This window comes from Stenotrophomonas sp. B2 (genome assembly GCF_014947095.1).
GTDB classification, from domain to species: domain Bacteria; phylum Pseudomonadota; class Gammaproteobacteria; order Xanthomonadales; family Xanthomonadaceae; genus Stenotrophomonas; species Stenotrophomonas maltophilia_P.
Genome location: NZ_JADCQA010000006.1, coordinates 144198 through 168071, shown reverse-complemented (window position 1 = coordinate 168071; position 23874 = coordinate 144198). Strand labels below are relative to the sequence as shown.

Here is a 23874-nt window from a genome sequence, read left to right as displayed (position 1 = left end):
GAGCCCATGCTCGGCTTTCTTTTGCCTGCGCCGAGAGCAGCCGAGCACGGCCCGGCTCCACACGAGCTGCGCCACGCCGATACAATCGCTGCATGTCGACCGAACTCAAAACCCACCAGCTGTCCATGACCGTGCTGATGTCGCCGGAGATGGCCAACTTCTCCGGCAAGGTCCACGGCGGCGCCATCCTGCGCCTGCTCGACCAGGTTGCCTACGCCTGCGCCAGCCGCTATGCCGGCAGCTACGTGGTCACCCTGTCGGTGGACCAGGTGATGTTCCGCCAGCCGATCGCGGTGGGCGAACTGGTGACGTTCCTGGCCTCGGTGAACTACACCGGCACCTCGTCGATGGAGATCGGCATCAAGGTCGTGGCCGAGGACATTCTCAAGCGCAGCGTGCGCCACGCCAACAGCTGTTTCTTCACCATGGTGGCGGTGGACGAAGAGGGACGGCCAACGCCTGTCCCCCCGCTGCAGCCCGCCAGTTCGGACGAGAAGCGCCGGCAGGCCGCTGCGCTGATCCGGCGCCAGCTGCGGCAGGAAATGGAGCAACGGCACCTGGAACTGCTGGCGTCCAATCCGCCTTCGCCTGAAGAATGAGAGCGTGCGGGGCAAGCCCCGCACCCACCGAGGCGGGTAGCGCCGGGCCATGCCCGGCGGATGCGGATCACCCGGTGTTCTGCACGCCCTGCGAGACACCATTCACGCAGGCCACCAGCGCGCGCAGCAGTTCTTCGTCCTCCCGCCCGCTTTCGCGCCAGCGCTGCAGCAGGTCCACCTGCAGCACGCTGATCGGATCGACGTAGGGATTGCGCAGGCGGATCGACAGCGCCAGTCGCGCATCGTGCTCCAGCAAGGTCTGCTGGTCCATCAGTGCCAGCAGCCAGCGGCGGGTAAGCGCCAGTTCGTGCTGGATCTGCGGGAAAAAGCGCCCGTGCAGGTCACCGGAGAGACGCGAGAACTGTTCGGCGATGGTGATATCGCCCTTGGACAGCACCATTGCGATGTCGTCCAGGAAGGTGCGGAAGAACGGCCAGTCGCGCGCCATGTCGCGCAGGACAGGTTCATGGCCGGCATCCACCGCCGCCTGCAGGCCGCTGCCCACGCCATACCAGCCGGGAATCACCGCGCGGGCCTGGCTCCAGGCGAATACCCACGGGATCGCACGCAGGTTGCCCAGTGCCGCATCCTGGCCGAGACGACGCGACGGCCGTGAACCCAGCGTCATCCGCTCGATCACATCGATCGGCGTCGCCGTACGGAAGTAATCCATGAAACCGGCCTGGCCGACGAAGGCGCGATAGACCTCGCTGCTGGCGGCGGCGACCCCGTCCATCACCGGTCGCCAGCCCTCCTCGCGAGGTTCCGCGGCACGCGGACGCAGACTGGCCCGCAGCACCGCACCGGTGGCCTGCTCGAGCGATCGCAGCGCCAGCGCGCGGATGCCGTACTTGCGGTGGATCACCTCGCCCTGCTCGGTCACGCGCAGGCGACCATCGATGCTGCCACGTGGCGACGCGTCCACCGCGTGCGTGGTCTTGCCACCGCCCCGGCTGATCGAACCACCACGGCCGTGGAAGAAGGTCAGGCGGATGCCGGCCTCGGCCGCCACGTCCAGCAGTTCTACCTGCGCACGCTGCAGGCCCCAGCGCGAAGCGGCGATGCCGCCGTCCTTGCTGCTGTCGGAATAACCCAGCATCACCATCTGCACATCACCGCGTGCCCGCAGATGAGCGCGATAGACCGGATCGGCCAGCAGGTCACGCAGCGTCGCAGTACCGCGCTTGAGATCGTCCACCGTCTCGAACAGCGGTGCGATGTCCAGCGGCACCGCGCCGTCCTCGTCAGCCAATCCGCCACGGCGCGCCAGCGCCAGCACGGCCAGCACATCGCTGCGATCATGTGCCATCGAGATGATGTAGCTGCCCAGCGCCTCGCTGCCATGCCGCGCGCGCGCGTCGGCCAGCGCCGCGAACACCGCATCCAATCGCTGGTTGCCTTCGTCGTCGCCCACCGGCAGCGGCTGCTCGCCGCTGGCGTGTGGGCCGAGCAGGCCGGCGCGCGCCAATGTATCCATTCCTTCCCAGGCCGCTTCACCGCCCAGCACTGCCGCCAGCGCGCGCGCATGCACGCTCGACTCCTGCCGCACGTCCAGCCGCGCCAGATGGAAGCCGAACGTCTTCACCCGCCACAACAGTCGCTGCACGGCGAATCCGCCGGCATGCTCGCCACGGTTGGCACGAAGGCTGTCGAGGATCAGCTGCAGATCGTCGATCAGCTCGTCCGGGCCTGCATAGGCTCCCTCTGCATCGTCCAGGGTGGCCTGCAGGCGCGCACGCATGCGGTCGTTGAGCAGCCGGTACGGCATGTCGGCGTGCCGCGGGCGCGACTGCACCTTCGGCAACAGCTGCTGGTAATGCGACACGCGCGCCTGCAGCGCATCGCTCACGCCCACCCGCTCGGTGGACTGGCTGAGCAGGCTGGCCAGCTGCAGCAGTTCCTTCTGGTAGCGCCCCAGCACTGCCTGTCGCTGGGCATCGAGTGTGCTGCGGATGGTGCGGGCGTCCACGTTCGGGTTGCCGTCCATGTCGCCGCCCACCCATGTGCCGAAACGCAGCAGGCGCGGCAGCGCCAGTTCTTCGCCATAGGTATCACGCAGCGCCTGCTGCAGGGATTCGTACAGCACGGGTATCACCCGGTACAGCACCTGCACCAGATAGAAGCCGACATGCTCGCGCTCGTCATCGACCGTCGGCCGCACCGGCGAGGAGTCGGTGGTCTGCCAGGAAGCGGTCAGCGCCATGCGGAAGCGTGCAGCATCCGCTGCCGCCTCGCCCGGCGTGCGCTGGCCGTCGAGGTTGTCGACCAGGCTGGCCACCATCAGCTGCTCTTTCTCCAGCAGTGCGCGGCGCACGGCTTCGGTCGGATGCGCAGTGAACACCGGTTCGATATCGATGCGCGGCAGCCACTGCGCCAACTCATCCAGCGTCACGCCCTGAGCCTTCAGGTGTTGCAGCGCATCCTGCAGGCCATCCGGCTGCGGCGCGGCAGTACCGGCACGTTGGTAGTCGCGGCGGCGGCGGATGCGGTGCACGCGCTCGGCGATGTTGACCACCTGGAAGTAGGTGCTGAATGCCCGCACCATCGTCTCGGCCTGCTGCGGCGTACGACCGGCCAGGCCTTCGGCCAGCTCCGACAGCGGCGCCTGGTTTTCGCGGCGGGCGATGGCCCGCGTGCGCACATCCTCGACATCGTCGAGGAAGGTTGCCGAAACCTGCTCGACCAGCAGGTCGCCGACCAGCGCGCCGAGCCGGCGCACGTCATCGCGGAGCGGAAGATCGGGAGAAGCGAACTCGATGCTGCTGCGGTACTCGTTCATCGGCGACGCACAGGCCTCGGTCAACGGATCCAGGATCCAAGCCTATCCCAGATCGTGGGCTGTGCTGCGATGCAGAAATGGTTTCATCTGCATGCAACGCCAGCGCTGCCGGTGTGGATTGCAGCCGGGCCGGGGCGGCCCCCTCACAGGGGCCGCCGGCATGCACGTGTCAGCGCTTCTTCTTCGCCTTGCCGGAGGCTGCCGGGCCGATGGTCTGCTCCAGCCAGCGCTCGCTCTCGGCCAGCATGGTCATGATCGATTCGCGTGCACGATAGGCATGCGATTCGTTCGGCAGCATCACCAGGCGCGCCGTCCCTCCAAGGCCCTTCACCGCAGCGAACATGCGCTCGCTCTGCATCGGGAAGGTGCCGGAATTGTTGTCATCCACGCCGTGGATGAACAGGATCGGATCCTTGATCCGGTCCGCATAGTTGAACGGCGCCATCTTCTGATACACGTCCTGCGCCTGCCAGTAGTTGCGCTCTTCGGCCTGGAAGCCGAACGGCGTCAGCGTACGGTTGTAGGCGCCACTGCGGGCGATGCCGGCCTTGAACAGGCGCGTATGCGCAAGCAGGTTCGCGGTCATGAACGCACCGTAGGAATGGCCGCCGATGGCGATATGGTTGCGGTCGGTCACGCCACGGCGCACCACTTCGTCCACCGCAGCCTGGGCATTGGCCACCAGCTGTTCGATATAGGTGTCGTTGGGTTCCTTGTCGCCCTCGCCGATGATCGGCATCGAAGGACTTGCCAGCACCACATAGCCCTTGGCCAGGAAGGCCTGCGGCCCCCAGTAGCTGATCGCGTTGAAACGGTACGGCGAATCGGTGACCTGGCTGGCGGCCGCGGCGCTCTTGAACTCGCCCGGGTAGGCCCACATCAGCAGCGGGCGCGGGCCGTCGCGCGTGGGATCGTAGCCCGGCGGCAGCAGCAGCGTGGCCGTGAGGTCCACGCCGTCGGCACGCTTGTAGCGGATCTGCTCCTTCTGCACGCCCTTGAGCTGCGGCAGCGGATGCGGGAAGTGGGTCAGCGCGCGCGATGCCGCGCCGGCATCGGTGAGCGACTGCACATGGAAGTTGGTCGGCTCGTCCGGGCTTTCACGGCTCAGCAGCAGCGAGCTGCCCTGGTTGTCCAGCAATGCCACCGGCACCGAATAGTTCGGCGCCTGCGAGTGGAACAGGCGGGTGGCCTTTCCGCTGGCGATGTCGAAGCGGTCCACGAACGGACGGTCACCTTCCGGCGAAGCACCGGCACCAACCAGATACAGGCTGCCACCATCGGGGCTGGTCTGCAGCAGCGAGCGGCCGCGATCGTCGCTGGACAGCTGGGGCCGGCCAGGATCGGAATAGCGGTCCTGCGCATCACGATCCCACAGCAGGCGCGGCTCGGTACCGGCGTTGTCCGGGGCAATCAACCAGGTCTTGGTCCTGCGGGTCTTCCACCACGACTCGGTCAGCAGGGCCAGGTCGCCACGGCCCCAGCTGATGCCGGCCAGACGGCTGCCGAGCTGGGCCAGCGTCACCGGCGGCCTGTCGAACGGGGCGGCCTGCATCAGCACCGCGTCGCGCACCTTGGCGTCGCGGTTCGGATCACCACCGTCCTGGGCCTCGGCCCAGACCAGCGTGGCATCGGCATCGCCGCGCCAGATGATGTCGCGTACGCCGGTCACTTCGGCGTCGTTGCCGGTCGGCAGGCCTTCCACCAGCGGGCGCACGGCCACGGTGTGCACCAGTTGGCCGCTGGCACGGTCGATCACTTCAATGCGGCGCGGGAAGCTGCTGACCGGCACCACATAGGAGTAAGGCCGCTGCACCGGCTGGCGCAGCACGAAGCGGCCATCCGGCGATACCGAGAAGCCCATGAAGATGCCCGCCGCGCCGATCGCGCGGGTGCGGCCATCCAGGCTGACTTCCATCGGCTGGGTGGTGGCGTAGTAGTCGAACTGGCGCGCGTCGGCCTCGTTCTTCAGCAGGTCCTGATAGGTACGGATCGACACCACGCCGCCGCCCTGGCTGGTCTGCTGCACGGCGGGGCCGGTGGGAATGCCGTCGGCGGCCGGGGCGGCGCCGAGGTTGGCCGGGCGGGTGAACACCACCAGACCACGGCTGTCCGGCAGCCACTGGTAGCCGCTGCCGATCACCGTGTTCAGGCCGGCGACCAGGCGACGGGCGCTGCCGGCGGCCACATCCACCAGCCACAGTTCATTGGCGCCACTGGCGGCGTCGACCTGGTTGAAGGCCAGCCACTTCTGGTCCGGCGACCATGCCAGGCTGGCAATCGACAGCGTGCCCGGCAGGCCGCTGATCTGCCGCTCCCTGCCGTCGGCCACGCTCATCAGCCACAGCTTCTCGCCGAAGCTGAAACGGCTGTCGGAGAACGTGCGCGGGTTGATGCGCAGGCCTGCCAGCTTCAGTTCCGGCTGGGCCACCACCTGGATCGACGGCAGCGACGGCATCTGCATCAGCGCGGCCACATCGCGGCGCGGCGACAGGTACAGCGAGGGCGCACGCGGGGCGTCGACCACCGCCTGCAGCGCGGCCGAGGGCAGCTCGTAGCCGTTTGCCCCCTGGGCCTGGGCCGCCGCAGGCTGCGGCGCTGCCGCCCAGGCCAGCGGGGCCACCGCCAACAGGGCCATGGACAGGACCAGGCCGGTCAAGCGCCGGTTGCGGCGTACATGCGTGCTCATCGTTCCACCTGAGGGTGCGTTAAAACCCGACCTTAACAGTCCGTGCACAGGCGCCCATCTGCCGATGGTTGGGTCACGCCGATGAAACACCGGGCGCGCGATATAATGGCCGTTCTCCCCTCCCGAGGGGCGCTGCGACCGGACCCCCATGAGGCCGGCCAGGCTCGGTGAGGTGGCTCTGTAACAACGGCGCCCGGCTAGATGCGAGCACCCGCTCGCCCACAACCGGAGCTACTGCATGAACGCTGTTGCCAAGGCCTTCTCCACCGAAGGCGATTACAAGATCCGCGACATCACCCTGGCCGACTGGGGCCGCAAGGAACTGGACATCGCCGAGCATGAAATGCCGGGCCTGATGTCGATCCGCCGCAAGTACCAGGCCGAGCTGCCGCTGAAGGGCGTGCGAGTGACCGGCTCGCTGCACATGACCATCCAGACCGCGGTGCTGATCGAAACGCTGAAGGACATCGGCGCCGACGTGCGCTGGGCCTCGTGCAACATCTTCTCGACCCAGGACCATGCGGCTGCGGCCATCGCCGCCACCGGCACCCCGGTGTTCGCCTGGAAGGGCGAGACCCTGGAAGAGTACTGGGACTGCACCCTGGACGCGCTCACCTTCACCCTGGCCGACGGCACCCTGACCGGTCCGGAGCTGGTGGTCGATGACGGTGGCGACGTCACCCTGCTGATCCACAAGGGCTACGAGCTGGAAAACGGCAGTGACTGGGTCAACACCGCCTCCTCCTCGCACGAGGAACAGGTCATCAAGAACCTGCTCAAGCGCGTGGCCAAGGAGCGCCCGGGTTACTGGGGCCGCGTGGTCAAGGACTGGAAGGGCGTCTCCGAAGAGACCACCACCGGCGTGCACCGCCTGTACCAGCTGGCCCAGGCCGGCACCCTGCTGATTCCGGCGATCAACGTCAACGATTCGGTCACCAAGAGCAAGTTCGACAACCTGTACGGCTGCCGCGAGTCGCTGGCCGATGGCCTGAAGCGTGCCATGGACGTGATGCTGGCCGGTAAGCTGGCCGTGGTCTGCGGTTACGGTGACGTCGGCAAGGGCTGCGCCGCCTCGCTGCGTGCCTACGGCGCACGCGTGGTCGTGACCGAAATCGATCCGATCTGCGCCCTGCAGGCAGCGATGGAAGGCTATGAAGTCAACACCATCGAATCGACCCTGGGCCGCGCCGACCTGTACGTCACCACCACCGGCAACAAGGACATCATCCGCATCGAGCACCTGAGCGCGATGAAGGACCAGGCCATCGTCTGCAACATCGGCCACTTCGACAACGAGATCCAGGTCGATGCGCTGGTGTCCTACCCGGGCATCAAGCACGTCAACATCAAGCCGCAGGTCGACAAGTACGTCTTCCCGAACGGCAATGCGATCTTCCTGCTGGCCGAGGGCCGCCTGGTGAACCTGGGCTGTGCCACCGGCCACCCGAGCTTCGTGATGTCCAACAGCTTCGCCAACCAGACCCTGGCACAGATCGACCTGTGGGCGAACAAGGACAGCTACGAGAAGAAGGTCTACCTGCTGCCGAAGAAGCTGGACGAGGAAGTGGCACGCCTGCACCTGGAGAAGATCGGCGTGAAGCTGACCACCCTGACCCAGGAACAGGCCGACTACATCGGCGTGCCGGTGGAAGGCCCGTTCAAGCCGGACCACTACCGCTACTGATGCCGCGCCCGGGATAACGGAAGCAGAAAGAACGGGCGCCTTCGGGCGCCCGTTCTGCATTCGGCACGCCGCTAGCGCCAGCCCATGAGCATCCCGGCAGCGCCGGGCCATGCCCGGCGGGTGCAGGGCGCCTGCTCATCGACACGCAGGCAATACGATCTCCACGCCACCGGGCATGGTCCGGCGCTACCAGATCATGGCAACAGCCTCGGTCAAGGCAGCCGCGTCGCCCCACGCTACGATGCACCCATGACTCCGGCCATCACCCTGCTCAAGCGCGAGAAGATCGCCCACACCGTGCGCAGCTATGTGCACGATGCCCACGCCGAATCGTATGGTGGCGAGGCCGTCGACAAGCTGGGCCTCGATCCGGCACAGGTATTCAAGACCCTGCTGGCCAGCACCGAAACCCACGAGCTGCTGGTGGCGATCGTGCCGGTGGCCGGCCAGTTGGACCTGAAGGCGTTGGCGGAAGCAGCCGGCTGCCGGAAGTGTGAGATGGCCGCTGCCGACGCCGCCCAGCGCGCCACCGGCTACGTGGTCGGTGGCATCAGCCCGCTCGGGCAGAAGAAGCGCCTGCGCACGTTCCTGGATGCCAGTGCGCAGGTGTTGCCCAGCCTGCATGTCAGCGCCGGGCGTCGTGGACTGGAAGTGGAACTGGCGCCGGCCGACCTGCTGCGCCTTACGGCCGGCCATTACGCCGCCATCGGCAAGGCCCGCTGATGCGCTGGCCGTGGTCCGCAGCGCCGATACCCCGGCTCGACGATGCACAGGCCGACGTGCTGCTGCAGGATCTGCTGTCGCGCGACGCCAGCCGCATCACCGACGCCGCGCGTACGGTTGCACGGTTGTTCACCCCCTCCTCGCTGGAAGCTCTGGCATCGCACGCCGACCTGATCGAGCGACACTGCCAGCCCGTCGAACTCGGCGGCATGCTGGTCAGCAACCAGGCGCACCTGAAGGCGGCGCTGCGACGATTGCGCTACTGGAAGGCGCACGAGGGTTGCCTGTGCGCGCTCAACCCCACCTACCCGTTCTTCGATCCCCGGCGCCTGATCGAAGAGGGCCACATGCAGCTGCTCTCGTTGCAGGAGGCCGAGGATGGGTGGGGCGATTGCCACACGGTCGCCTGTGCACACTGCGGCCAGCACTGGCAGGCAATCGACCGCGAATACCATTACCCGTGGTGGGAATGGCTTTCCGGCTGAGCGCGGCCGGACGCACGTGACCGGGCTTACGGCCGCCAGTTGGCGTTGTTCTCCCAGAACGCCACCGAACGCTGGTAGGCCTCACGGTCCAGCGGCACGCCGGAACCGCCCTCCTCCACACCAAGCGCATTGCGCATCATCGTGATCGGCGCCATCGGCACCTCCTCCGGTTCGGCAGTGTAGATGCAGCCGACGATGCCCCAGTCCGCATCGATCGGTGAGCCCTCTTTGGCCAGCTGCTCGGCGCTGTACAGGATCACCACCAGGTAGTTCGCACGCGGCGATTCGACGCCTTCGAACCAACGCACCAGCACCGGCAGCTCATCGCGGTTGCGCGCTTCGTAGCCGCTGCGCAGCAGGTGGCGGTTGGCGTCGGTGACCGGCACGGTCAGGCAGCGCGTGCTGGTCCAGTTCTCGTAGACGAACAGCTTGCAGAACGGCGCGTAGCCGTCGAGCACCTTCAGCGGTGCGTGTGCGTTGAGATACGCCTCGAACTGCTCGGCAGTGCAGTCCTGGATGGTGTTGCCGCGCGGCACGCGCGGGAACAGGCGGGGACGGGCGAAATCGGTAAGGACGATGGACATGGTGTGCGGCGTGATCAGGAATTCAGTGGCACAGGGTACCCGCCCTTCCCCCTTCGCGGCAGGCGCTTCACACATTAATTGCACATCCATCTTGATGAAGCGATATACTGGTTCGCACCCGCCGCCATCGCCCGTGCCATGACCGCCATCAGCTTCGAGTTCTATCCGCCCAAGACCGACGAACAGCGCAGCCAGCTCGACCGTGCCGCGGCGAAGCTGAAGGACTACGCGCCCGAGTACGTGTCCTGTACGTTCGGCGCCGGTGGCTCGACCCTGAGCTACACCTCCGAGACCGTGCGCCATCTCAACCAGCACCACGGCTTCGAGGCGGCGCCTCATCTCTCCTGTGTCGGCGGCACCCGCCAGGAAATCCGCGAGCTGCTCAAGCTGTATCGCGCGATCGGCTGCCGCCGGCTGGTCGCACTGCGCGGTGACCTGCCCTCGGGCATGGGCTTTCCTGGCGACCTGCGCTACGCCGCCGAACTGATCGCCTTCATCCGTGCCGAACATGGCAATGCCTTCCGCATCGAGGTCGGTGCCTACCCCGAAACACATCCGCAGGCCTCCGATGCCCTGGCCGACCTGAAGCACTTCAAGGCCAAGATCGATGCCGGCGCCGACGCGGCGATCACCCAGTACTTCTTCAACCCCGACGCCTACTTCCACTTCGTGGATGAAGTGCGCCGGCTTGGCGTGGACGTGCCGATCACGCCCGGCATCATGCCGATCGCCAACTTCAGCCAGCTGCGCCGCTTCTCCGAGCAATGCGGCGCCGAGATCCCGCGCTGGATCGGCCGCAAGATGCAGGCCTACGGCGATGACGCGGCATCGGTGCGTGCATTCGGCGCCGAAGTGGTGGCCAAGCTGTGCCAGCGCCTGATCGAAGGCGGCGCGCCGGGCCTGCACTTCTACACACTGAACCTGGCCAAGCCGACAACGGCCGTGTTGAAACTGCTGCAGGGCTGAAAGCACGCTGCACGCGTGCATTCGGCGCTACCCTGCGTCGATGAGATCCATTTCACTCCTGCTGCTGCCGCTGCTGCTGTCCGCTGCGCCCGGCGTTGCCCACGGCCAGGCCTCGCGCCTGAACCGCTGCACCGATGCACAAGGCCAGAGCGTCTACACCGACCGGCCCTGCGACAGCATCGGCGCGCGATCACGGCTGCCACCTCCCGCTCCTGCCGGCAACCACCTGCCGCAGGACTCGCTGGGGGCGCGCTGCCCGCGCCGCCTGAGCGAGCTGGTACAGGCCCTGCGCACCGGCATCACCGGCAACGACGTGAACCGCTTGTCCTCACTCTATCTCTGGGGGGCGGTGTCCGACGCGGGCGCGCAGCGCATCCTCGGCCAGCTGGAGTCGCTGGCGCGGCGGCCACTGGTGGACGTCGTGCCGGTCTATCCGCAGCAGGCACAGGCCCTTCTCCAGGACGAGGATCCTGCACTGGCCGGATCCGCGCCCGAGCCCTCCACGTCGCGCCATCCCGTAGGCCTGCGGCTTGAGCAGACGCTGCCTGGCAGCGCCACCCGCGCCGCGACCGTGCTGGGACTGCGGCGTCAGTACGGTTGTTTCTGGATCACCTTGTGACCGGTCGGGATCGGATCCCTTTCCAGCGGAAAGGGCTCCGATCCCGGATCTCGGCAATGTGGCAGAGCCCGGCTGCGCGGGGATCTGACCCCGCGAGCGTGCTCTACTCCGGCCACAGGCTGCGGATGGCGGCGATGCCCTGCCCACCATGGCGGCGCGCCTCGGCGACCTGGCCGCGTGCCATCCCACCCAGCGCGTAGATGGGCAGCGATACCTGTGCACGCAGGGCGGCAAACGCATCCCAGCCCAGCGGCGTTGCCTCGGGATGGCTGGCGGTCGCCTGCACCGGCCCAAGCACGGCGAAGTCGCATCCCAGCCGTTGTGCGGCCTGCAGCTGCTCAAGATCGTGGCAGGAGGCTCCCACCAGCTGCCCATCCGGCAACGGTCGCGCCTGCAAGGACAACAGCTGTTCGCTACCCAGATGCACGCCGACACCCAGCGAGCGCGCCAGTTCGATATCGCGGTTCAGCAGCCACTGCACCCCGCGCCGGTGCGCACGCAGCGCCTGCTCGATCAGGGCCTGACGGCGAGGATGCTGCAGCGGCAGGCGCAGCTGGATGCGCTGCTGGCCGTCACTGACCGCGCGCTGCAGCCGTTCCTGCCACTGCCGTTGACCGGCCTCGTCCTCACCCGGTGCAGGAGTGACCAGGTAGCAGTCGGGCTCGCGCAGTGCCGCCACCACCGGCAGGTCGGCCGGCGGCATCGAGTAGCGTCCGAGCTTGTCCTGCGCGACCCAGGTGATGGCCTGGCCTTCGCGACCGCGCGGTGTGCCCTTCCAGCTGCGGACGTGCCGCACTTCCAGCGTCAGGTGCTTGTCCGGGTACCGCTGTGGCACGTCCATGATCCAGTCGCCGACCTCGGCTTCGATGCCCAGTTCCTCGCGCAGTTCACGCACCAGGGCCTGCGCGGAGGTTTCGCCCGCTTCGCGCTTGCCGCCGGGGAACTCCCACAGGCCGGCCATGTCGCGGTTCTCGGTACGACGGTTGAGCAGCACGCGGCCACGGGCGTCGGTGATGACGGCCGCCACGACATGGATCGATCGGGTGGGGGAAGGCATGCAGGGAGCATGCCTACAACAGGGGGACCGGCGCAATCGCGGATCGCGTACTTTCCTGCCCCAGAACGGGAGAGCCCCGCTTTCGCGGGGCTCTCTGGCCGGTCAGCTCAGCTGGCCGTGGCAGTGCTTGTACTTCTTGCCACTGCCGCACGGGCACGGATCGTTGCGGCCGATCTTGGCTTCTTCGCGCTGCACCTGGGCCACGCCCTGCTGCGCGGCCTGCACCTGCGCCGCTTCCTCGTCGGCGCTGTAGCCGCCGGCGTCCTGGTGCTGGAACTGCGACTGGCGCAGGCGTGCCTCGACCTGCTGGCGCTCGGCCGCTTCCAGTGCCTGCACTTCCTCGTCGCTGCGGATGCGCACGCGGGCGAGCAGGGTCACCACTTCGCGCTTGACGTTCTCCAGCATGTCCGAGAACAGCTCGAAGGCTTCCTTCTTGTACTCCTGCTTCGGCTGCTTCTGCGCGTAACCCCGCAGGTAGATGCCCTGGCGCAGGTAGTCCATGCGTGCCAGGTGCTCCTTCCAGCTCTGGTCCAGCACGGTCAGCATCACATGCTTTTCCAGCGCGCGCATGGTCTCGTCGCCGACGCTGGCTTCCTTCTCGGCGAAGTGCTGGTTGACGCGCTCCTGCACCTTGGCGGCGATGGTTTCGGCGTCCAGTTCCTCGTGCGACTTGACCAGGTCGGTCAGCGACATCTGCAGGCCGAACTCCGACTCCAGGGTCGCTTCCAGGCCACGCAGGTCCCACTGCTCGTCCACCGAGTTCGGCGGCACGAAGCGCGCAACGATGTCGAAGACGACGTCGTCGCGGATGCCATCGACGTTCTCCTTCACCGATTCGGCGTCGAGCAGTTCATCGCGCTGGGCGTAGATGACCTTGCGCTGGTCGTTGTTGACGTCGTCGAAGTCCAGCAGGTTCTTGCGGATGTCGAAGTTGTGGGCCTCGACCTTGCGCTGCGCCTTCTCGATCTGGCGGCTGACCAGGCGGTCTTCGATGACGTCGTCTTCCTTCATGCCCATCATGCGCATGGCCTTCTGCACCCAGTCGGAGGCGAAGATGCGCATCAGGTTGTCTTCCAGCGACAGGTAGAAGCGGGACGAACCCGGGTCGCCCTGGCGGCCCGAACGGCCACGAAGCTGATTGTCGATACGACGCGATTCATGGCGCTCGGTGCCGACGATGTGCAGGCCGCCTGCCGCCTTCACTGCTTCGTGGCGCTGCTGCCAGTCGGCCTTGATCGCCGCCTTCTGTTCATCGGTGGCATCTTCGCCCAGCGCATGCAGCTCGGCTTCCAGCGAACCACCGAGCACGATGTCGGTACCACGACCGGCCATGTTGGTGGCGATGGTCACCGCGCCGGGACGACCGGCATTGGCGACGATGGTCGCTTCGCGGTCATGCTGCTTGGCGTTGAGCACTTCGTGCTTCACGCCCGCCTTGCGCAGGTGCTCGGACAGCATTTCCGAGGTTTCGATCGAGGTGGTACCGACCAGCACCGGCTGGCCGCGCTTGGCGCATTCCTCGATGTCGGCCAGCACCGCGTTGAACTTGCCCTTGCGGTTGAGGAACACCTGGTCCGGGCTGTCCTTGCGGATGGTCGGGCGGTTGGTCGGGATCACCACCACTTCCAGGCCGTAGATGCTCTGGAACTCGAATGCTTCGGTATCGGCCGTACCGGTCATGCCGGACAGCTTCTTGTACATGCGGAACAGGTTCTGGAAGGTAATGCTGGCCAGCGTCTGGTTCTCACGCTGCACCGGCACGCCTTCCTTCGCCTCCACCGCCTGGTGCAGGCCGTCGGACCAGCGGCGACCGGCCAGGGTACGGCCGGTGAACTCGTCCACGATCACCACTTCACCATCGCGCACGATGTAGTCCACGTCACGCTGGTAGATGGCGTGTGCGCGCAGGGCGGCGTTGAGGTGGTGGACCACGGTCAGGTTCTGCGCCGCGTACAGGCCTTCGGTGTCGCCGTTGAGGATGCCGGCCTCGACCAGCAGCTGTTCGGCGTGCTCCATGCCCGCTTCGGACAGGTGCACCTGCTTGCCCTTCTCGTCGACCCAGAAGTCGCCCTCGCCGTCTTCCACTTCCTGCTTGACCAGGTTCGGCACGATGCGGTTGACGCGGATGTACAGCTCCGGGGAATCGTCGGCCGGGCCGGAGATGATCAGCGGGGTGCGTGCTTCGTCGATCAGGATGGAGTCGACTTCGTCGACGATGGCGTAATGCAGGCCGCGCTGGTAGCGATCGGCCTTGGACAGCGCCATGTTGTCGCGCAGGTAGTCGAAACCGAATTCGTTGTTGGTGCCGTAGGTGATGTCGGCGGAATAGGCTTCGCGCTTGTCGCTGTGCGGCATGCCCGGATACACCACGCCCACGCTCAGGCCCAGCCAGTTGTACAGCTTGCCCATCTGCGCGGCATCGCGGCGGGCCAGGTAGTCGTTCACGGTGACCACGTGCACGCCCTTGCCTTCCAGCGCGTTGAGGTACACCGGCAGCGTGGCCACCAGGGTCTTGCCTTCACCGGTACGCATTTCGGCGATCTTGCCCAGGTGCAGGACCATGCCGCCGATCAGCTGCACGTCGTAGTGGCGCATGCCGAGCACGCGGCGACCGGCTTCGCGGCAGACCGCGAATGCTTCCGGCAGGACCTTGTCCAGGGCCTCACCGCCGGCGATGCGCTGCTTGAACTCCGGCGTCTTGGCCTGCAGCTGCTCGTCGGAAAGCTTCTCGATCTCCGGCTCCAGCGCATTGATCTTGGCGACGATGCGGTTGAGCTGGCGCAGCTGTCGTTCGTTACGACTGCCAAATACGCGGGTAAGCAGGCTGTTGATCATTGAAGGAACCGGGTTGGATGGACACGACGCCCGGCCTTCCCTGGGGAATCCGTCCGCCGCAAACGAAACAGGGCGCTTGGCGCCCTGTCGATGGCAACACCCATTGTAGCTTGGGACGGCCGGGAGGGGTTTCAAGCGTCCCGTGCGGCGTGATCGGCCCGGATCCGGCAAACCGGGGTTGAGCAAAGGGGTCAGATCCCTTTCGCCGTGGCGAAAGGATCCGACCCCAAGGAGGGTGGCGCCGGGCCATGCCCGGCGCTGGAATCAGCCGCGGCTGATACGGCCGACCGGCGTGTTGCCGCCGTCGCCGAGGAACTTGCGCGGGTTGACCACGTTGCCGTTTTCCCACACCTCGAAGTGCACGTGGGCGCCGGTGGAGCGACCGGTGGAACCGGCCTTGGCCACTTCCTGGCCGGCACGGACCAGATCGCCGACCTTCACCACCAGGCGCGAATTGTGCGCGTAGCGGGTGACGTAGCCGTTGCCATGGTCGACATCAACGACGTTGCCGTAGCCGCCCTTGACGCCGGAGAAGCTGACCACGCCATCGGCCACGGCCATGACCGGATCGCCGACCCGGGCGTGGAAGTCCATGCCCTTGTGAGTGGCGGCACCGCGGCCGAAGGGGTCGGCACGGGTGCCGAAGCCGGACGTGACATAGCTGTTGCGGATCGGCATGCGCGAAGGCACGGCGTTCTGCTGCAGCTGGTGATCGAACATCAGCGATTCCATCACCGACAGCTGGCGGCCTGAAGCAGCGAAACGCTGCTCCAGCACCTGTAAGTCGGCGTTGACATCCTTGACCGGGATGTCCGAGGTCGGGCCGCCGGCATCGCCGTCACCCAGGCCGGGAGTTTCGTTGAAGTCGAACTCGCCATCTTCCAGCTTGCCCATCTGGGTCAGCCGTTCGCCCAGGGCGTTGAGGCGGGTGGCCTGCGCCTGCAGCTCGCCGAGGCGGGCCGCCAGCGCGTTGACCTGGGTCTGCGCATCGCGCTGGACCTTGGCCAGTTCAGCCTCCTGGCGGTCGACCTTGGCCTGCAGCCGCGAATCGTTGAACGCGTTGGCGCCGATTCCGCCTGCAAAGCCGATAATGCAGCCTACCCCGAGCACGCTGCCCAGCAGGGCACGGGGGCGGTCCTCGAAATAGAACCGCAAACGCGTGAGCGCCGATTTGGCCTGACCTTCACGCGTTTTGATTACGATCTTTTTGAATGCCATCAGTGAGTTTTCATGTCTGAGCCGAAATCCAGCGTTCGCCCCGCTTCCGTGCCGAAACCGGCACTGGATGCGGTAATGGCGGACAAAAGCGGGAACCCGCTGCGGCGTGCCTTGTGGCTCGACGCGCTGGACCGTCAGTTGCGCCCCCAGTTGCCGCCACCTCTGCGCAGCCGTTGCCGGCTGGCCAATGTGGACGGGGAACACCTCGTTTTTCTCGTCGAGTCCCCGGTCTGGCATGCCAAGTTCCGGCTTGCCGAGGCCCAGCTTCTCGACGCGGCCCGGTCCATCGGGCTGAAGGCCACCAGGGTGACCATCAAGACTGCGTCCACCACTCCCTCACGCTCCCCAGCGATCGACAACCGGAATGGCCCCCACGCAGTTTCAGCCGCCACGCACAAAGGGCTACGCGACGCCTTGGCAGCCCTGCAGGATGTTCCTTCGAAGCCGAAGAAGCGGTCCTGAGGACAACGGAGCCTCCTGCTCCGCTCCCCGTCGCGCGTGTCACCGCAGCGTGAAACATTTCGGGGGCCGGGTCGCATCCTAGCGGTCCCCGGTGGACCTGTCGTTAGATTGTTGTTAAAACAACGTTAAATTCAGGCTTCCGATCCAACAGGTTCACGAAACCGTGACGACAGACCGACAGTCGCGTCACCTGCTGCGTCGTATCCATCGCAGCCTCCAGAAATGCGGACGCCGCCCTGAGAGGCGGCGTTTTTTCCTTTTAATTCAAAGCGTTATGTGGATCAGGCGTAGGCCGGGGTGGCGTACTCGACCGGATCCGGTACCGCCGGCGAGTCATAGCTGACCCACTCCCACGCGCTGGCATCGGCCATCAGCGCGCGCACCAGCTTGTTGTTGAGCGCGTGACCGGACTTGAAGCCCTCGTAGGCGCCCAGCACCTGGCCACCGGCGAGGTAGAGGTCGCCGATCGCATCAAGGATCTTGTGGCGCACGAATTCGTCGGCGTAGCGCAGCCCGTCTTCGTTGAGCACGCGGAACTCGTCAAGCACGATGGCGTTGTCCATCGACCCGCCCAGGCCCAGATTGCGTTCACGCATGTACTCCAGGTCGCGCATGAAGCCGAAGGTGCGCGCGCGGGAGATTTCCTTGGTGTACGCCAGCGTGGAGAATTCGATTTCCTGGCGTGACTGCTTGGCCGGGATCATCGGGTGGTCGAACTGGATGGTGAAGCCCAGCTTGTACCCCTCGTAGGGCGTGAAGCGGGCCACCTTGTCACCCTCGGTCACTTCCACGGTCTTGAGCACGCGGATGAAGCGCTTGGGCGCATCCTGTTCCACGATGCCTGCCGACTGCAGCAGGAACACGAATGGGCCGGCCGAACCGTCCATGATCGGCAGCTCGGCCGAGGACAGCTCGACGATGATGTTGTCCACACCCAGGCCGGCCAGAGCCGACATCAGGTGTTCAACGGTCTGGACCTTGGCGTCGTTGCAGGTCAGGCCGGTGCACAGGGTCACTTCGGTGACCAGCTCCGCCTTGGCCGGCACTTCCACCACCGGATCCAGATCCACGCGGCGGAACACGATGCCGTGGTTGACCGGTGCCGGGCGCAGGGTCATGTAGACCTTGTCCCCGCTGTGCAGGCCAACGCCGGTGGCGCGGATCGTGTTCTTGAGGGTGCGTTGCTGGATCATGGGGGCAGACCGGAAGTGACACATTAGATTAACACGCGCACTCCCCTACCCCGGCTGAAACGGCGGCAGGACACACCGGCGCGCGGGTGGGACACGCGTGAAGGGCCGCCGGGCCTATCCTGGCCCGGCGCCCGCACTTCAGGACATGGTGGCGCGACCCGGGGAGGACAAGCCCCGGGCAGCTCCGCTCAGTCCGCCTGGCGGCGCAGGAACGCCGGGATGTCCAGGTAATCGTTCGGCAGTTCCGCCGCCGCCGGGGCCGAAGAGGCCGGGGCCGACGCGGTGGAGGCTGCCGCGGTATCGCTGCTGGCACGACGCAGGCCCAGGCCCATGCCGCCCACGGCCTTGGAGACCGCGTCGCCACCCGTGTCGAACTCGCCGAACTCCGGCTGGCCGGTGGTGGCATTGCGCACCAGCTTGATCGGCGCACGCTCGCCCGGACGCTGGCTCTTGCTGGCCGACACGCGGTTCAGGCCGGTAGCCACCACCGTCACGCGCACTTCGTCCTGCATGTCCGGATCCAGCACGGTACCGACCACCACGGTGGCATCTTCGGACGCGAAGCCATCGATGGTGCGGCCGATCTCGTCGAACTCGGCCATGGTGAAGTCGGCGCCGGCGGTGATGTTGACCAGGATGCCGTTGGCACCGGCCAGGTTCACATCGTCCAGCAGCGGGTTCTGGATCGCCGCTTCGGCGGCAGCCTGGGCGCGGTCATCGCCACGGGCGGTGCCGGTACCCATCATCGCCAGGCCCATTTCGGACATGACGGTGCGCACGTCGGCGAAGTCGACGTTGATCAGGCCCGGACGCACGATCAGGTCAGCAATGCCCTGCACGGCGCCCTGCAGCACGTCATTGGCGGCACGGAACGCCTGGATCATGGTCGCGTTGCGGCCCAGCACGGTGATCAGCTTCTCGTTCGGAATCGTGATCAGCGAGTCGCAGTGCTGGCTCAGTTCCTCGATGCCCTTCAGCGCAACCTGCATGCGGCGACGGCCTTCGAACGGGAACGGCTTGGTGACCACGGCCACGGTCAGGATGCCCATTTCCTTGGCCAGCTGCGCCACCACCGGCGCCGCACCGGTGCCGGTGCCGCCGCCCATGCCGGCGGTGATGAACACCATGTCGGCGCCCTGCAGGGCGTCCATGATGCGCTCACGGTCTTCCAGGGCGGCCTGGCGGCCCACTTCCGGGTTCGCGCCTGCGCCCAGGCCCTTGGTCACGTTGGTGCCCAGCTGCAGCTGCAGCTTCGCACCGCAATTCTTGATGGCCTGCGAGTCGGTGTTGGCGGTGATGAACTCCACGCCGTCCACCGCCGAGTTGACCATGTGCGCCACGGCATTGCCGCCGCCGCCGCCCACGCCAACCACCTTGATCACCGCATTGGGTGCCATCTTTTCGATCAGTTCAAAATGCGCCATGTCCGTGTCCTCGTTGTATCCGCTTTCGATGGCATGGGCATTCGGGCGTCCTGCCGTCCTGCTGCATGCCGCCGTTGCGGCTGTGTGGGTTGTGTGTTGCCGGTGTTGCGTTGTGTTGCGGGTGCTGCATCCGGGCGATGCCCGGCGTTACGGGTTCCGCGTCAGAACTCGCCGCGGAACCAGGTCTTGAGTTTCTTGAACATGCTGCCGGCGCGCCCGGTCGGCAGCGATGGCCGGCGCGGATGCTCGATCTGGCTGCCCATCAGCAGCAGGCCCACGCCGGTGGCGTGCACCGGGTTGCCGACCACTTCGCCCAGGCCGGTGACGTGCTGCGGAATGCCCACGCGCACCGGCATCTGCAGCATCTCTTCAGCCAGCTCGACCACGCCTTCCATCTTCGATGCACCGCCGGTGAGCACCATGCCCGCGCGCACCAGCTCTTCGAAGCCGGAGCGACGCAGTTCGGCCTGCACCATCTCGAAGATTTCCTCGTAGCGGCCCTGCACTGCCTGCGCCAGCGAATGGCGCGGCATGCGCCGCGGCGGGCGATCACCCACCGACGGCACCTGGATGCTCTCCTCGGCAGTGGCCAGCTGGGCCAGGGCGCAGGCATAGCGCACCTTGATCTGCTCGGCTTCCGGGGTCGGCGTGCGCAGCATGTGCGCGATGTCGTTGGTGACATGGTCGCCGGCAATCGGCAGCGATGCGGTGTGGCAGATCGCGCCCTGCACGAACACTGCGATGTCGGTGGTGCCTGCGCCCATGTCGACCAGCACCACGCCCAGCTCGCGTTCGTCGGCGGTCAGCACCGCCACGCTGGAGGCCAGCGAGGACAGCACCAGATCATCCACCTGCAGGCCGCAGCGCTGCACGCACTTGCTGATGTTGGCGGCGGCGGACTGCGCGCACACCACCAGGTGTGCATGCACTTCCAGGCGCACACCGGTCATGCCCACCGGGTTGCGGATGCCTTCCTGCGAATCATCCAGCACGTACTCGCGCGGGATCGCATGCAGGATCTTCTGGTCGGCCGGAATCGCCACCGCCTTGGCAGCGTCGAGCACGCGGTCCAGGTCGCCCCAGGTCACCTCGCCATCGCGGATCGGCACGATGCCCGGCGAGTTCTTGCACTGCACGTGGTTGCCGGAGATCGAGGCGTAGACCGAACGGATCTCGCAGCCGGCCATCAGCTCGGCCTCTTCGACCGCACGCTGGATCGACTGCACGGTCGATTCGATGTCCACCACCACGCCGCGCTTGAGGCCGCGCGACTCGTGCGATCCGATGCCGATCACTTCGATCGGATTGCCCGGCGAATACTCGCCCACCAGCGCCACCACCTTGGAGGTGCCGATATCCAGGCCGACGATCAGCGATTTGTCACCCTTGCGATTCATGTCCTTTCCTGCGTCCTTCTTGCCGGGGTCGCCGGCGCGTCAGCCGGCGCGGCCGGGGTGCCCCAGCTCAGCGTGAAACCATTGGTGTAGCGGAGATCGGCGCGCTCGATCGGCGCAGCCTGGTTGGCCAGTTGTGGCAGCACGCGCACGAAGCGCTGCAGGCGCGAACGGGCGTCATCGCGTCCTACCACCACTTCGGTGCCGTTGCTCAGCACCAGCGACCAGCTGCCGCGCGCATCCATGGTCAGCCGGCGCACGTCGACGCCGGCAGGCGCGAACAGCGCGCGTGAATCGTTGTACAGCTTGACCACTTCCTCGGTCTGGCTGTCGGGGCCATCCAGCTCGGGCAGCTGCAGGTCGGCCAGCTTCTTCGGCGTGGGGAACAGCTTGCCCTGCTCGGACAGCAGGCGACCCTCGCCCCAGCGGGCGAAAGGCTTGTGCTCGACCAGGGTCACTTCCAGCACGTCAGGCCACTGCTTGCGCACCTGCGCGCTTTCCACCCACGGCAGCTTCTCCAGTGCGTCCTGCGCATCCTGCAGCTTGACCGCGAAGAACCCGGCACGCGCATACGGCAACAGCACCTGCTGCAGCTGCTCGGCCGGCACGCGCTTGAATTCACCGTGCACGCGCAGCTTCGCCAGCGGCCAGCGCTCGGCGCCGACCCAGCCATTGACCACGGCCACCACCGGCAGTGCCACCACCGACAGCGCCAGAAGCCAGACGAAGATGCGCAGCACCGCGTTCATGCGTGGCCAGCCTCCAGGGTCTGTTCAAGCACGCGCCACACCAGCTCCTCGAAGCCGATGCCGGCCTGGCGGGCCGCCTTGGGCACCAGCGAGTGGCTGGTCATGCCCGGCGCGGTGTTCACTTCCAGCAGGAAGAAGCGGCCACTTGCGCGGTCACGCATCACGTCCACGCGCCCCCAGCCACGGCAGCCGGCGGCGCGGAACGCGGCCAGCGCGATGCGACGGATCTCGTCCTCGGCCTCGCCGTCCAGGCCCGGGCACAGGTACTGGGTATCTTCTGCGATGTACTTGGCGTTGTAGTCGTACCACTGGCCCTTGGGCACGATGCGGATCGACGGCAGTGCGACGTCGCCAAGGATGGCGACGGTCAGCTCGTCGCCGACCACCATCTGCTCCATCAGCAGCTGGCCGTCGTAGCGCGCGGCCAACGCCACCGCCTCGTCCAGGCCTGCTTCGTCGGTCACACGGCTGATGCCCACGCTGGAGCCTTCGTTGGCCGGCTTGACCACCACCGGCAGGCCCAGCTCGCGCGCCTGTGCGTGGACGGTCTCGGCAGTGACCTTCCGGTACTGCGGGGTGGGTAAACCGACCGAGAGCCACACCTGCTTGGTGCGGATCTTGTCCATGCTCAATGCCGAACCCAGCACGTCCGAGCCGGTGTACGGCACGCCGAAGGCGTCCATCAGGCCCTGCACGATGCCATCCTCTCCGCCACCGTTGTGGCCGTGCAGGATGTTGAACACGCGATCGATGCCGCCGCCGGCCAATGCCCGGGCCAGGGCCGGAATGCCGTCTACGGCGAACGCATCGACGCCGCGCGACTGCAGCGCCTCCAGCACGTTGCGGCCGGAGTCCAGCGACACCTCGCGCTCGCTGGAGGTACCGCCGAGCAGCACGGCGACGCGGCCGAACACGGCCGGGTCGGTACTGCGCAGCGGCGGGAAGGTGAGCGTGCTCACGCCTCGCCCTCCGCCTTGAAGCCTTCCACTGCGATGTGGGTGGCGACGGCGCCGATATCGCCGGCCCCCATCATCAGCAGCAGGTCACCATCCTGCAGCACGTCCGGCAGCACGCTCGCCAGCTCGGCGGCCTTGCCCACCACCACCGGCTCGCTGCGGCCGCGGGCGCGGATGGCGCGTGCCAGCGCATGCGAATCGGCACCTGCGATCGGCTCCTCGCCGGCCGGGTAGACCTCGCTCAGTACCAGCGCGTCGACGCTGGACAGCACTGCAGCGAACTTGTCGAACTGGTCGCGGGTGCGGCTGTAGCGGTGGGGCTGGAACGCGACCACCAGGCGCTTGTCGGCCCAGCCGCCGCGGGCAGCGGCGAACACCGCCTCCAGTTCGCTCGGGTGATGACCGTAGTCATCGATGATCCGCACCCTGGCACCGCTGGCGGTGGTGACTTCGCCCAGGTCGTTGAAGCGACGGCCGACGCCGGCGAAGGCCTCCAGCGCACGCGCAATCGCATCCGGTGCCACGCCCAGCTGCCAACCGACCGCAGCGGCGGCCAGCGCGTTGAGCACGTTGTGCCGGCCCGGCAGTGCCAGCACCACTTCCTGGCTGGTGCCCTGCGGCAGGCGCAGGGTGAAGCGCATGCGCGAGCCCTCCTGCACCACGTTCTCGGCGCGCACGTCGGCCTGCGGGCTCATGCCGTAGCTCATGACGTGGCGCGGCGTCCTGGCGGCCAGTGCAGCCACTTCCGGATCGTCGATGCACAGCACCGCCAGCCCGTAGAACGGAAGGCGCTGCAGGAACTCGGCGAATGCGGCCTGCACCCGGGCGAAGTCGTTGCCGTAGTTTTCCAGGTGGTCCGCATCGATGTTGGTGATGATCGACATCAGCGGATTCAGGCGCAGGAAGCTGCCATCGCTCTCATCGGCCTCTGCCACCAGCCACTGCCCACCGCCCAGCTTGGCATTGGCGCCGGCGGCCAGCAGCTGGCCACCGATCACGAAGGTCGGGTCCAGGCCGCCCTCGCTCAGCACCGCTGCCGTCAGGCTGGTGGTGGTGGTCTTGCCATGGGTGCCGGCCACGGCGATGCCACGCCGGAAGCGCATCAGCTCGGCCAGCATCGCCGCACGCGGCATGATCGGAATGCGCTGGCTGCGCGCCTCCATCAGCTCCGGGTTGTCTTCGCGGATCGCGCTGGACACCACCACGCAGTCGGTGCCCAGCACATTGGCCGCCGAATGGCCACGCATGATGCGTGCGCCCAGGCCGGCCAGGCGGCGGGTGGCCGCATTGTCGGCATTGTCCGAACCGGACACTTCGTAACCCAGCGTCAGCATCACTTCGGCGATGCCGCTCATGCCGGTGCCGCCGATGCCGACGAAGTGCACGCGCGGGAAGGCGCGCACCAGGTCGTTGGTGTCGTGCAGGCGACGGATCATGCGCGGCCTCGCGCAGGGCAGGCGC

At 67.0% G+C, this 23874-nt stretch carries 19 protein-coding genes and 1 riboswitch; of the genes, 7 read left to right on the top strand and 12 right to left on the bottom strand.

Annotated elements, in window-relative coordinates:
- Positions 1-92 precede the first annotated feature (92 nt).
- Positions 93-599 carry an acyl-CoA thioesterase gene (locus tag IMX13_RS08905; RefSeq protein ID WP_053516435.1) on the top strand — a complete coding sequence of 169 codons (507 nt, stop codon included), beginning with the start codon at positions 93-95 and terminating at the stop codon, positions 597-599.
- Positions 600-666: 67 nt separating this feature from the next.
- Here the strand turns inward: IMX13_RS08905 and ppc are convergent, their stop codons facing one another.
- Complete coding sequence (ppc, locus tag IMX13_RS08900) at positions 667-3378, bottom strand: phosphoenolpyruvate carboxylase (RefSeq protein WP_193396247.1); 2712 nt, start codon at positions 3376-3378, stop codon at positions 667-669.
- Between the two features lie 169 nt (positions 3379-3547).
- Positions 3548-6064 (bottom strand): prolyl oligopeptidase family serine peptidase, encoded by a 2517-nt coding sequence (locus tag IMX13_RS08895; protein WP_193396219.1) that lies wholly within the window; start codon positions 6062-6064, stop codon positions 3548-3550.
- A 118-nt stretch (positions 6065-6182) separates the two neighbouring features.
- A riboswitch (S-adenosyl-L-homocysteine riboswitch) is annotated at positions 6183-6266 on the top strand.
- 36 nt (positions 6267-6302) lie between these two features.
- Here IMX13_RS08895 and ahcY point away from each other — a divergent pair.
- The 3 genes from ahcY (at position 6303) to IMX13_RS08880 (ending at position 8956) form a co-directional block, all read left to right on the top strand.
- Entirely contained in the window at positions 6303-7748 is a 1446-nt protein-coding gene (gene ahcY / locus IMX13_RS08890; protein WP_193396218.1) for an adenosylhomocysteinase, read from the top strand.
- 249 nt (positions 7749-7997) lie between these two features.
- Positions 7998-8471: a Cys-tRNA(Pro) deacylase gene (gene ybaK, locus IMX13_RS08885; protein ID WP_053516440.1), complete on the top strand. Its 474-nt coding sequence runs from the start codon at positions 7998-8000 to the stop codon at positions 8469-8471.
- Positions 8471-8956, top strand: coding sequence for a hypothetical protein (locus tag IMX13_RS08880; RefSeq protein WP_193396217.1), 486 nt, complete (start codon positions 8471-8473; stop codon positions 8954-8956). The genes ybaK and IMX13_RS08880 overlap by 1 nt, the downstream gene beginning before the upstream one ends.
- 26 nt (positions 8957-8982) lie before the next feature.
- Here the strand turns inward: IMX13_RS08880 and IMX13_RS08875 are convergent, their stop codons facing one another.
- Positions 8983-9540: a DUF3228 family protein gene (locus IMX13_RS08875; protein WP_065175850.1), complete on the bottom strand. Its 558-nt coding sequence runs from the start codon at positions 9538-9540 to the stop codon at positions 8983-8985.
- 138 nt (positions 9541-9678) lie between these two features.
- Here IMX13_RS08875 and metF point away from each other — a divergent pair, with 138 nt between their 5' ends.
- Both metF and IMX13_RS08865 read left to right on the top strand, forming a co-directional pair.
- A complete protein-coding gene (metF, locus tag IMX13_RS08870; RefSeq protein WP_053516480.1) occupies positions 9679-10506 on the top strand; it encodes a methylenetetrahydrofolate reductase [NAD(P)H] in 828 nt (275 codons plus the stop codon).
- 40 nt (positions 10507-10546) lie between these two features.
- Entirely contained in the window at positions 10547-11125 is a 579-nt protein-coding gene (locus IMX13_RS08865) for a DUF4124 domain-containing protein (RefSeq protein WP_193396216.1), read from the top strand.
- A gap of 103 nt (positions 11126-11228) precedes the next feature.
- On the opposite strand, the gene IMX13_RS08860 is transcribed toward IMX13_RS08865, so the two are convergent.
- The 3 genes from IMX13_RS08860 to IMX13_RS08850 form a co-directional block, all read right to left on the bottom strand.
- Positions 11229-12182 (bottom strand): Nudix family hydrolase, encoded by a 954-nt coding sequence (locus IMX13_RS08860; protein WP_193396215.1) that lies wholly within the window; start codon positions 12180-12182, stop codon positions 11229-11231.
- A gap of 102 nt (positions 12183-12284) precedes the next feature.
- Positions 12285-15017, bottom strand: coding sequence for a preprotein translocase subunit SecA (gene secA / locus IMX13_RS08855; RefSeq protein ID WP_053516445.1), 2733 nt, complete (start codon positions 15015-15017; stop codon positions 12285-12287).
- Positions 15018-15281: 264 nt separating this feature from the next.
- Positions 15282-16235 carry a M23 family metallopeptidase gene (locus IMX13_RS08850; RefSeq protein WP_053516446.1) on the bottom strand — a complete coding sequence of 318 codons (954 nt, stop codon included), beginning with the start codon at positions 16233-16235 and terminating at the stop codon, positions 15282-15284.
- Positions 16236-16247: 12 nt separating this feature from the next.
- Here IMX13_RS08850 and IMX13_RS08845 point away from each other — a divergent pair, with 12 nt between their 5' ends.
- Positions 16248-16697: a DciA family protein gene (locus IMX13_RS08845; protein ID WP_053516447.1), complete on the top strand. Its 450-nt coding sequence runs from the start codon at positions 16248-16250 to the stop codon at positions 16695-16697.
- A 281-nt stretch (positions 16698-16978) separates the two neighbouring features.
- On the opposite strand, the gene lpxC is transcribed toward IMX13_RS08845, so the two are convergent.
- The 6 genes from lpxC to murC form a co-directional block, all read right to left on the bottom strand.
- Positions 16979-17890 carry a UDP-3-O-acyl-N-acetylglucosamine deacetylase gene (gene lpxC, locus IMX13_RS08840; RefSeq protein ID WP_053516449.1) on the bottom strand — a complete coding sequence of 304 codons (912 nt, stop codon included), beginning with the start codon at positions 17888-17890 and terminating at the stop codon, positions 16979-16981.
- 188 nt (positions 17891-18078) lie between these two features.
- On the bottom strand, positions 18079-19314 hold the full coding sequence (gene ftsZ, locus IMX13_RS08835) for a cell division protein FtsZ (protein WP_053516450.1): 1236 nt from the start codon (positions 19312-19314) through the stop codon (positions 18079-18081).
- A 161-nt stretch (positions 19315-19475) separates the two neighbouring features.
- A complete protein-coding gene (ftsA, locus tag IMX13_RS08830; protein ID WP_005408083.1) occupies positions 19476-20711 on the bottom strand; it encodes a cell division protein FtsA in 1236 nt (411 codons plus the stop codon).
- Positions 20708-21457 (bottom strand): cell division protein FtsQ/DivIB, encoded by a 750-nt coding sequence (locus IMX13_RS08825; RefSeq protein ID WP_053516451.1) that lies wholly within the window; start codon positions 21455-21457, stop codon positions 20708-20710. Before IMX13_RS08825 ends, ftsA begins: the two co-directional genes overlap by 4 nt.
- Positions 21454-22416, bottom strand: coding sequence for a D-alanine--D-alanine ligase (locus IMX13_RS08820; protein ID WP_065182802.1), 963 nt, complete (start codon positions 22414-22416; stop codon positions 21454-21456). Before IMX13_RS08820 ends, IMX13_RS08825 begins: the two co-directional genes overlap by 4 nt.
- Complete coding sequence (gene murC / locus IMX13_RS08815; RefSeq protein WP_053516454.1) at positions 22413-23849, bottom strand: UDP-N-acetylmuramate--L-alanine ligase; 1437 nt, start codon at positions 23847-23849, stop codon at positions 22413-22415. Before murC ends, IMX13_RS08820 begins: the two co-directional genes overlap by 4 nt.
- Positions 23850-23874: the final 25 nt, after the last annotated feature.

What these genes read in the sequence shown, in the direction of transcription:
- lpxC (WP_053516449.1), bottom strand. Translation starts at nt 17,890, where the DNA reads ATGATCCAGCAACGCACCCTCAAGAACACGATCCGCGCCACCGGCGTT.
- ybaK (WP_053516440.1), top strand. Translation starts at nt 7,998, where the DNA reads ATGACTCCGGCCATCACCCTGCTCAAGCGCGAGAAGATCGCCCACACC.
- IMX13_RS08860 (WP_193396215.1), bottom strand. Translation starts at nt 12,182, where the DNA reads ATGCCTTCCCCCACCCGATCGATCCATGTCGTGGCGGCCGTCATCACC.
- IMX13_RS08845 (WP_053516447.1), top strand. Translation starts at nt 16,248, where the DNA reads ATGTCTGAGCCGAAATCCAGCGTTCGCCCCGCTTCCGTGCCGAAACCG.
- murC (WP_053516454.1), bottom strand. Translation starts at nt 23,849, where the DNA reads ATGATCCGTCGCCTGCACGACACCAACGACCTGGTGCGCGCCTTCCCG.
- ahcY (WP_193396218.1), top strand. Translation starts at nt 6,303, where the DNA reads ATGAACGCTGTTGCCAAGGCCTTCTCCACCGAAGGCGATTACAAGATC.
- IMX13_RS08905 (WP_053516435.1), top strand. Translation starts at nt 93, where the DNA reads ATGTCGACCGAACTCAAAACCCACCAGCTGTCCATGACCGTGCTGATG.
- IMX13_RS08850 (WP_053516446.1), bottom strand. Translation starts at nt 16,235, where the DNA reads ATGGCATTCAAAAAGATCGTAATCAAAACGCGTGAAGGTCAGGCCAAA.
- ftsA (WP_005408083.1), bottom strand. Translation starts at nt 20,711, where the DNA reads ATGAATCGCAAGGGTGACAAATCGCTGATCGTCGGCCTGGATATCGGC.
- IMX13_RS08880 (WP_193396217.1), top strand. Translation starts at nt 8,471, where the DNA reads ATGCGCTGGCCGTGGTCCGCAGCGCCGATACCCCGGCTCGACGATGCA.
- IMX13_RS08865 (WP_193396216.1), top strand. Translation starts at nt 10,547, where the DNA reads ATGAGATCCATTTCACTCCTGCTGCTGCCGCTGCTGCTGTCCGCTGCG.
- metF (WP_053516480.1), top strand. Translation starts at nt 9,679, where the DNA reads ATGACCGCCATCAGCTTCGAGTTCTATCCGCCCAAGACCGACGAACAG.
- ppc (WP_193396247.1), bottom strand. Translation starts at nt 3,378, where the DNA reads ATGAACGAGTACCGCAGCAGCATCGAGTTCGCTTCTCCCGATCTTCCG.
- IMX13_RS08895 (WP_193396219.1), bottom strand. Translation starts at nt 6,064, where the DNA reads ATGAGCACGCATGTACGCCGCAACCGGCGCTTGACCGGCCTGGTCCTG.
- secA (WP_053516445.1), bottom strand. Translation starts at nt 15,017, where the DNA reads ATGATCAACAGCCTGCTTACCCGCGTATTTGGCAGTCGTAACGAACGA.
- IMX13_RS08875 (WP_065175850.1), bottom strand. Translation starts at nt 9,540, where the DNA reads ATGTCCATCGTCCTTACCGATTTCGCCCGTCCCCGCCTGTTCCCGCGC.
- ftsZ (WP_053516450.1), bottom strand. Translation starts at nt 19,314, where the DNA reads ATGGCGCATTTTGAACTGATCGAAAAGATGGCACCCAATGCGGTGATC.
- IMX13_RS08825 (WP_053516451.1), bottom strand. Translation starts at nt 21,457, where the DNA reads ATGAACGCGGTGCTGCGCATCTTCGTCTGGCTTCTGGCGCTGTCGGTG.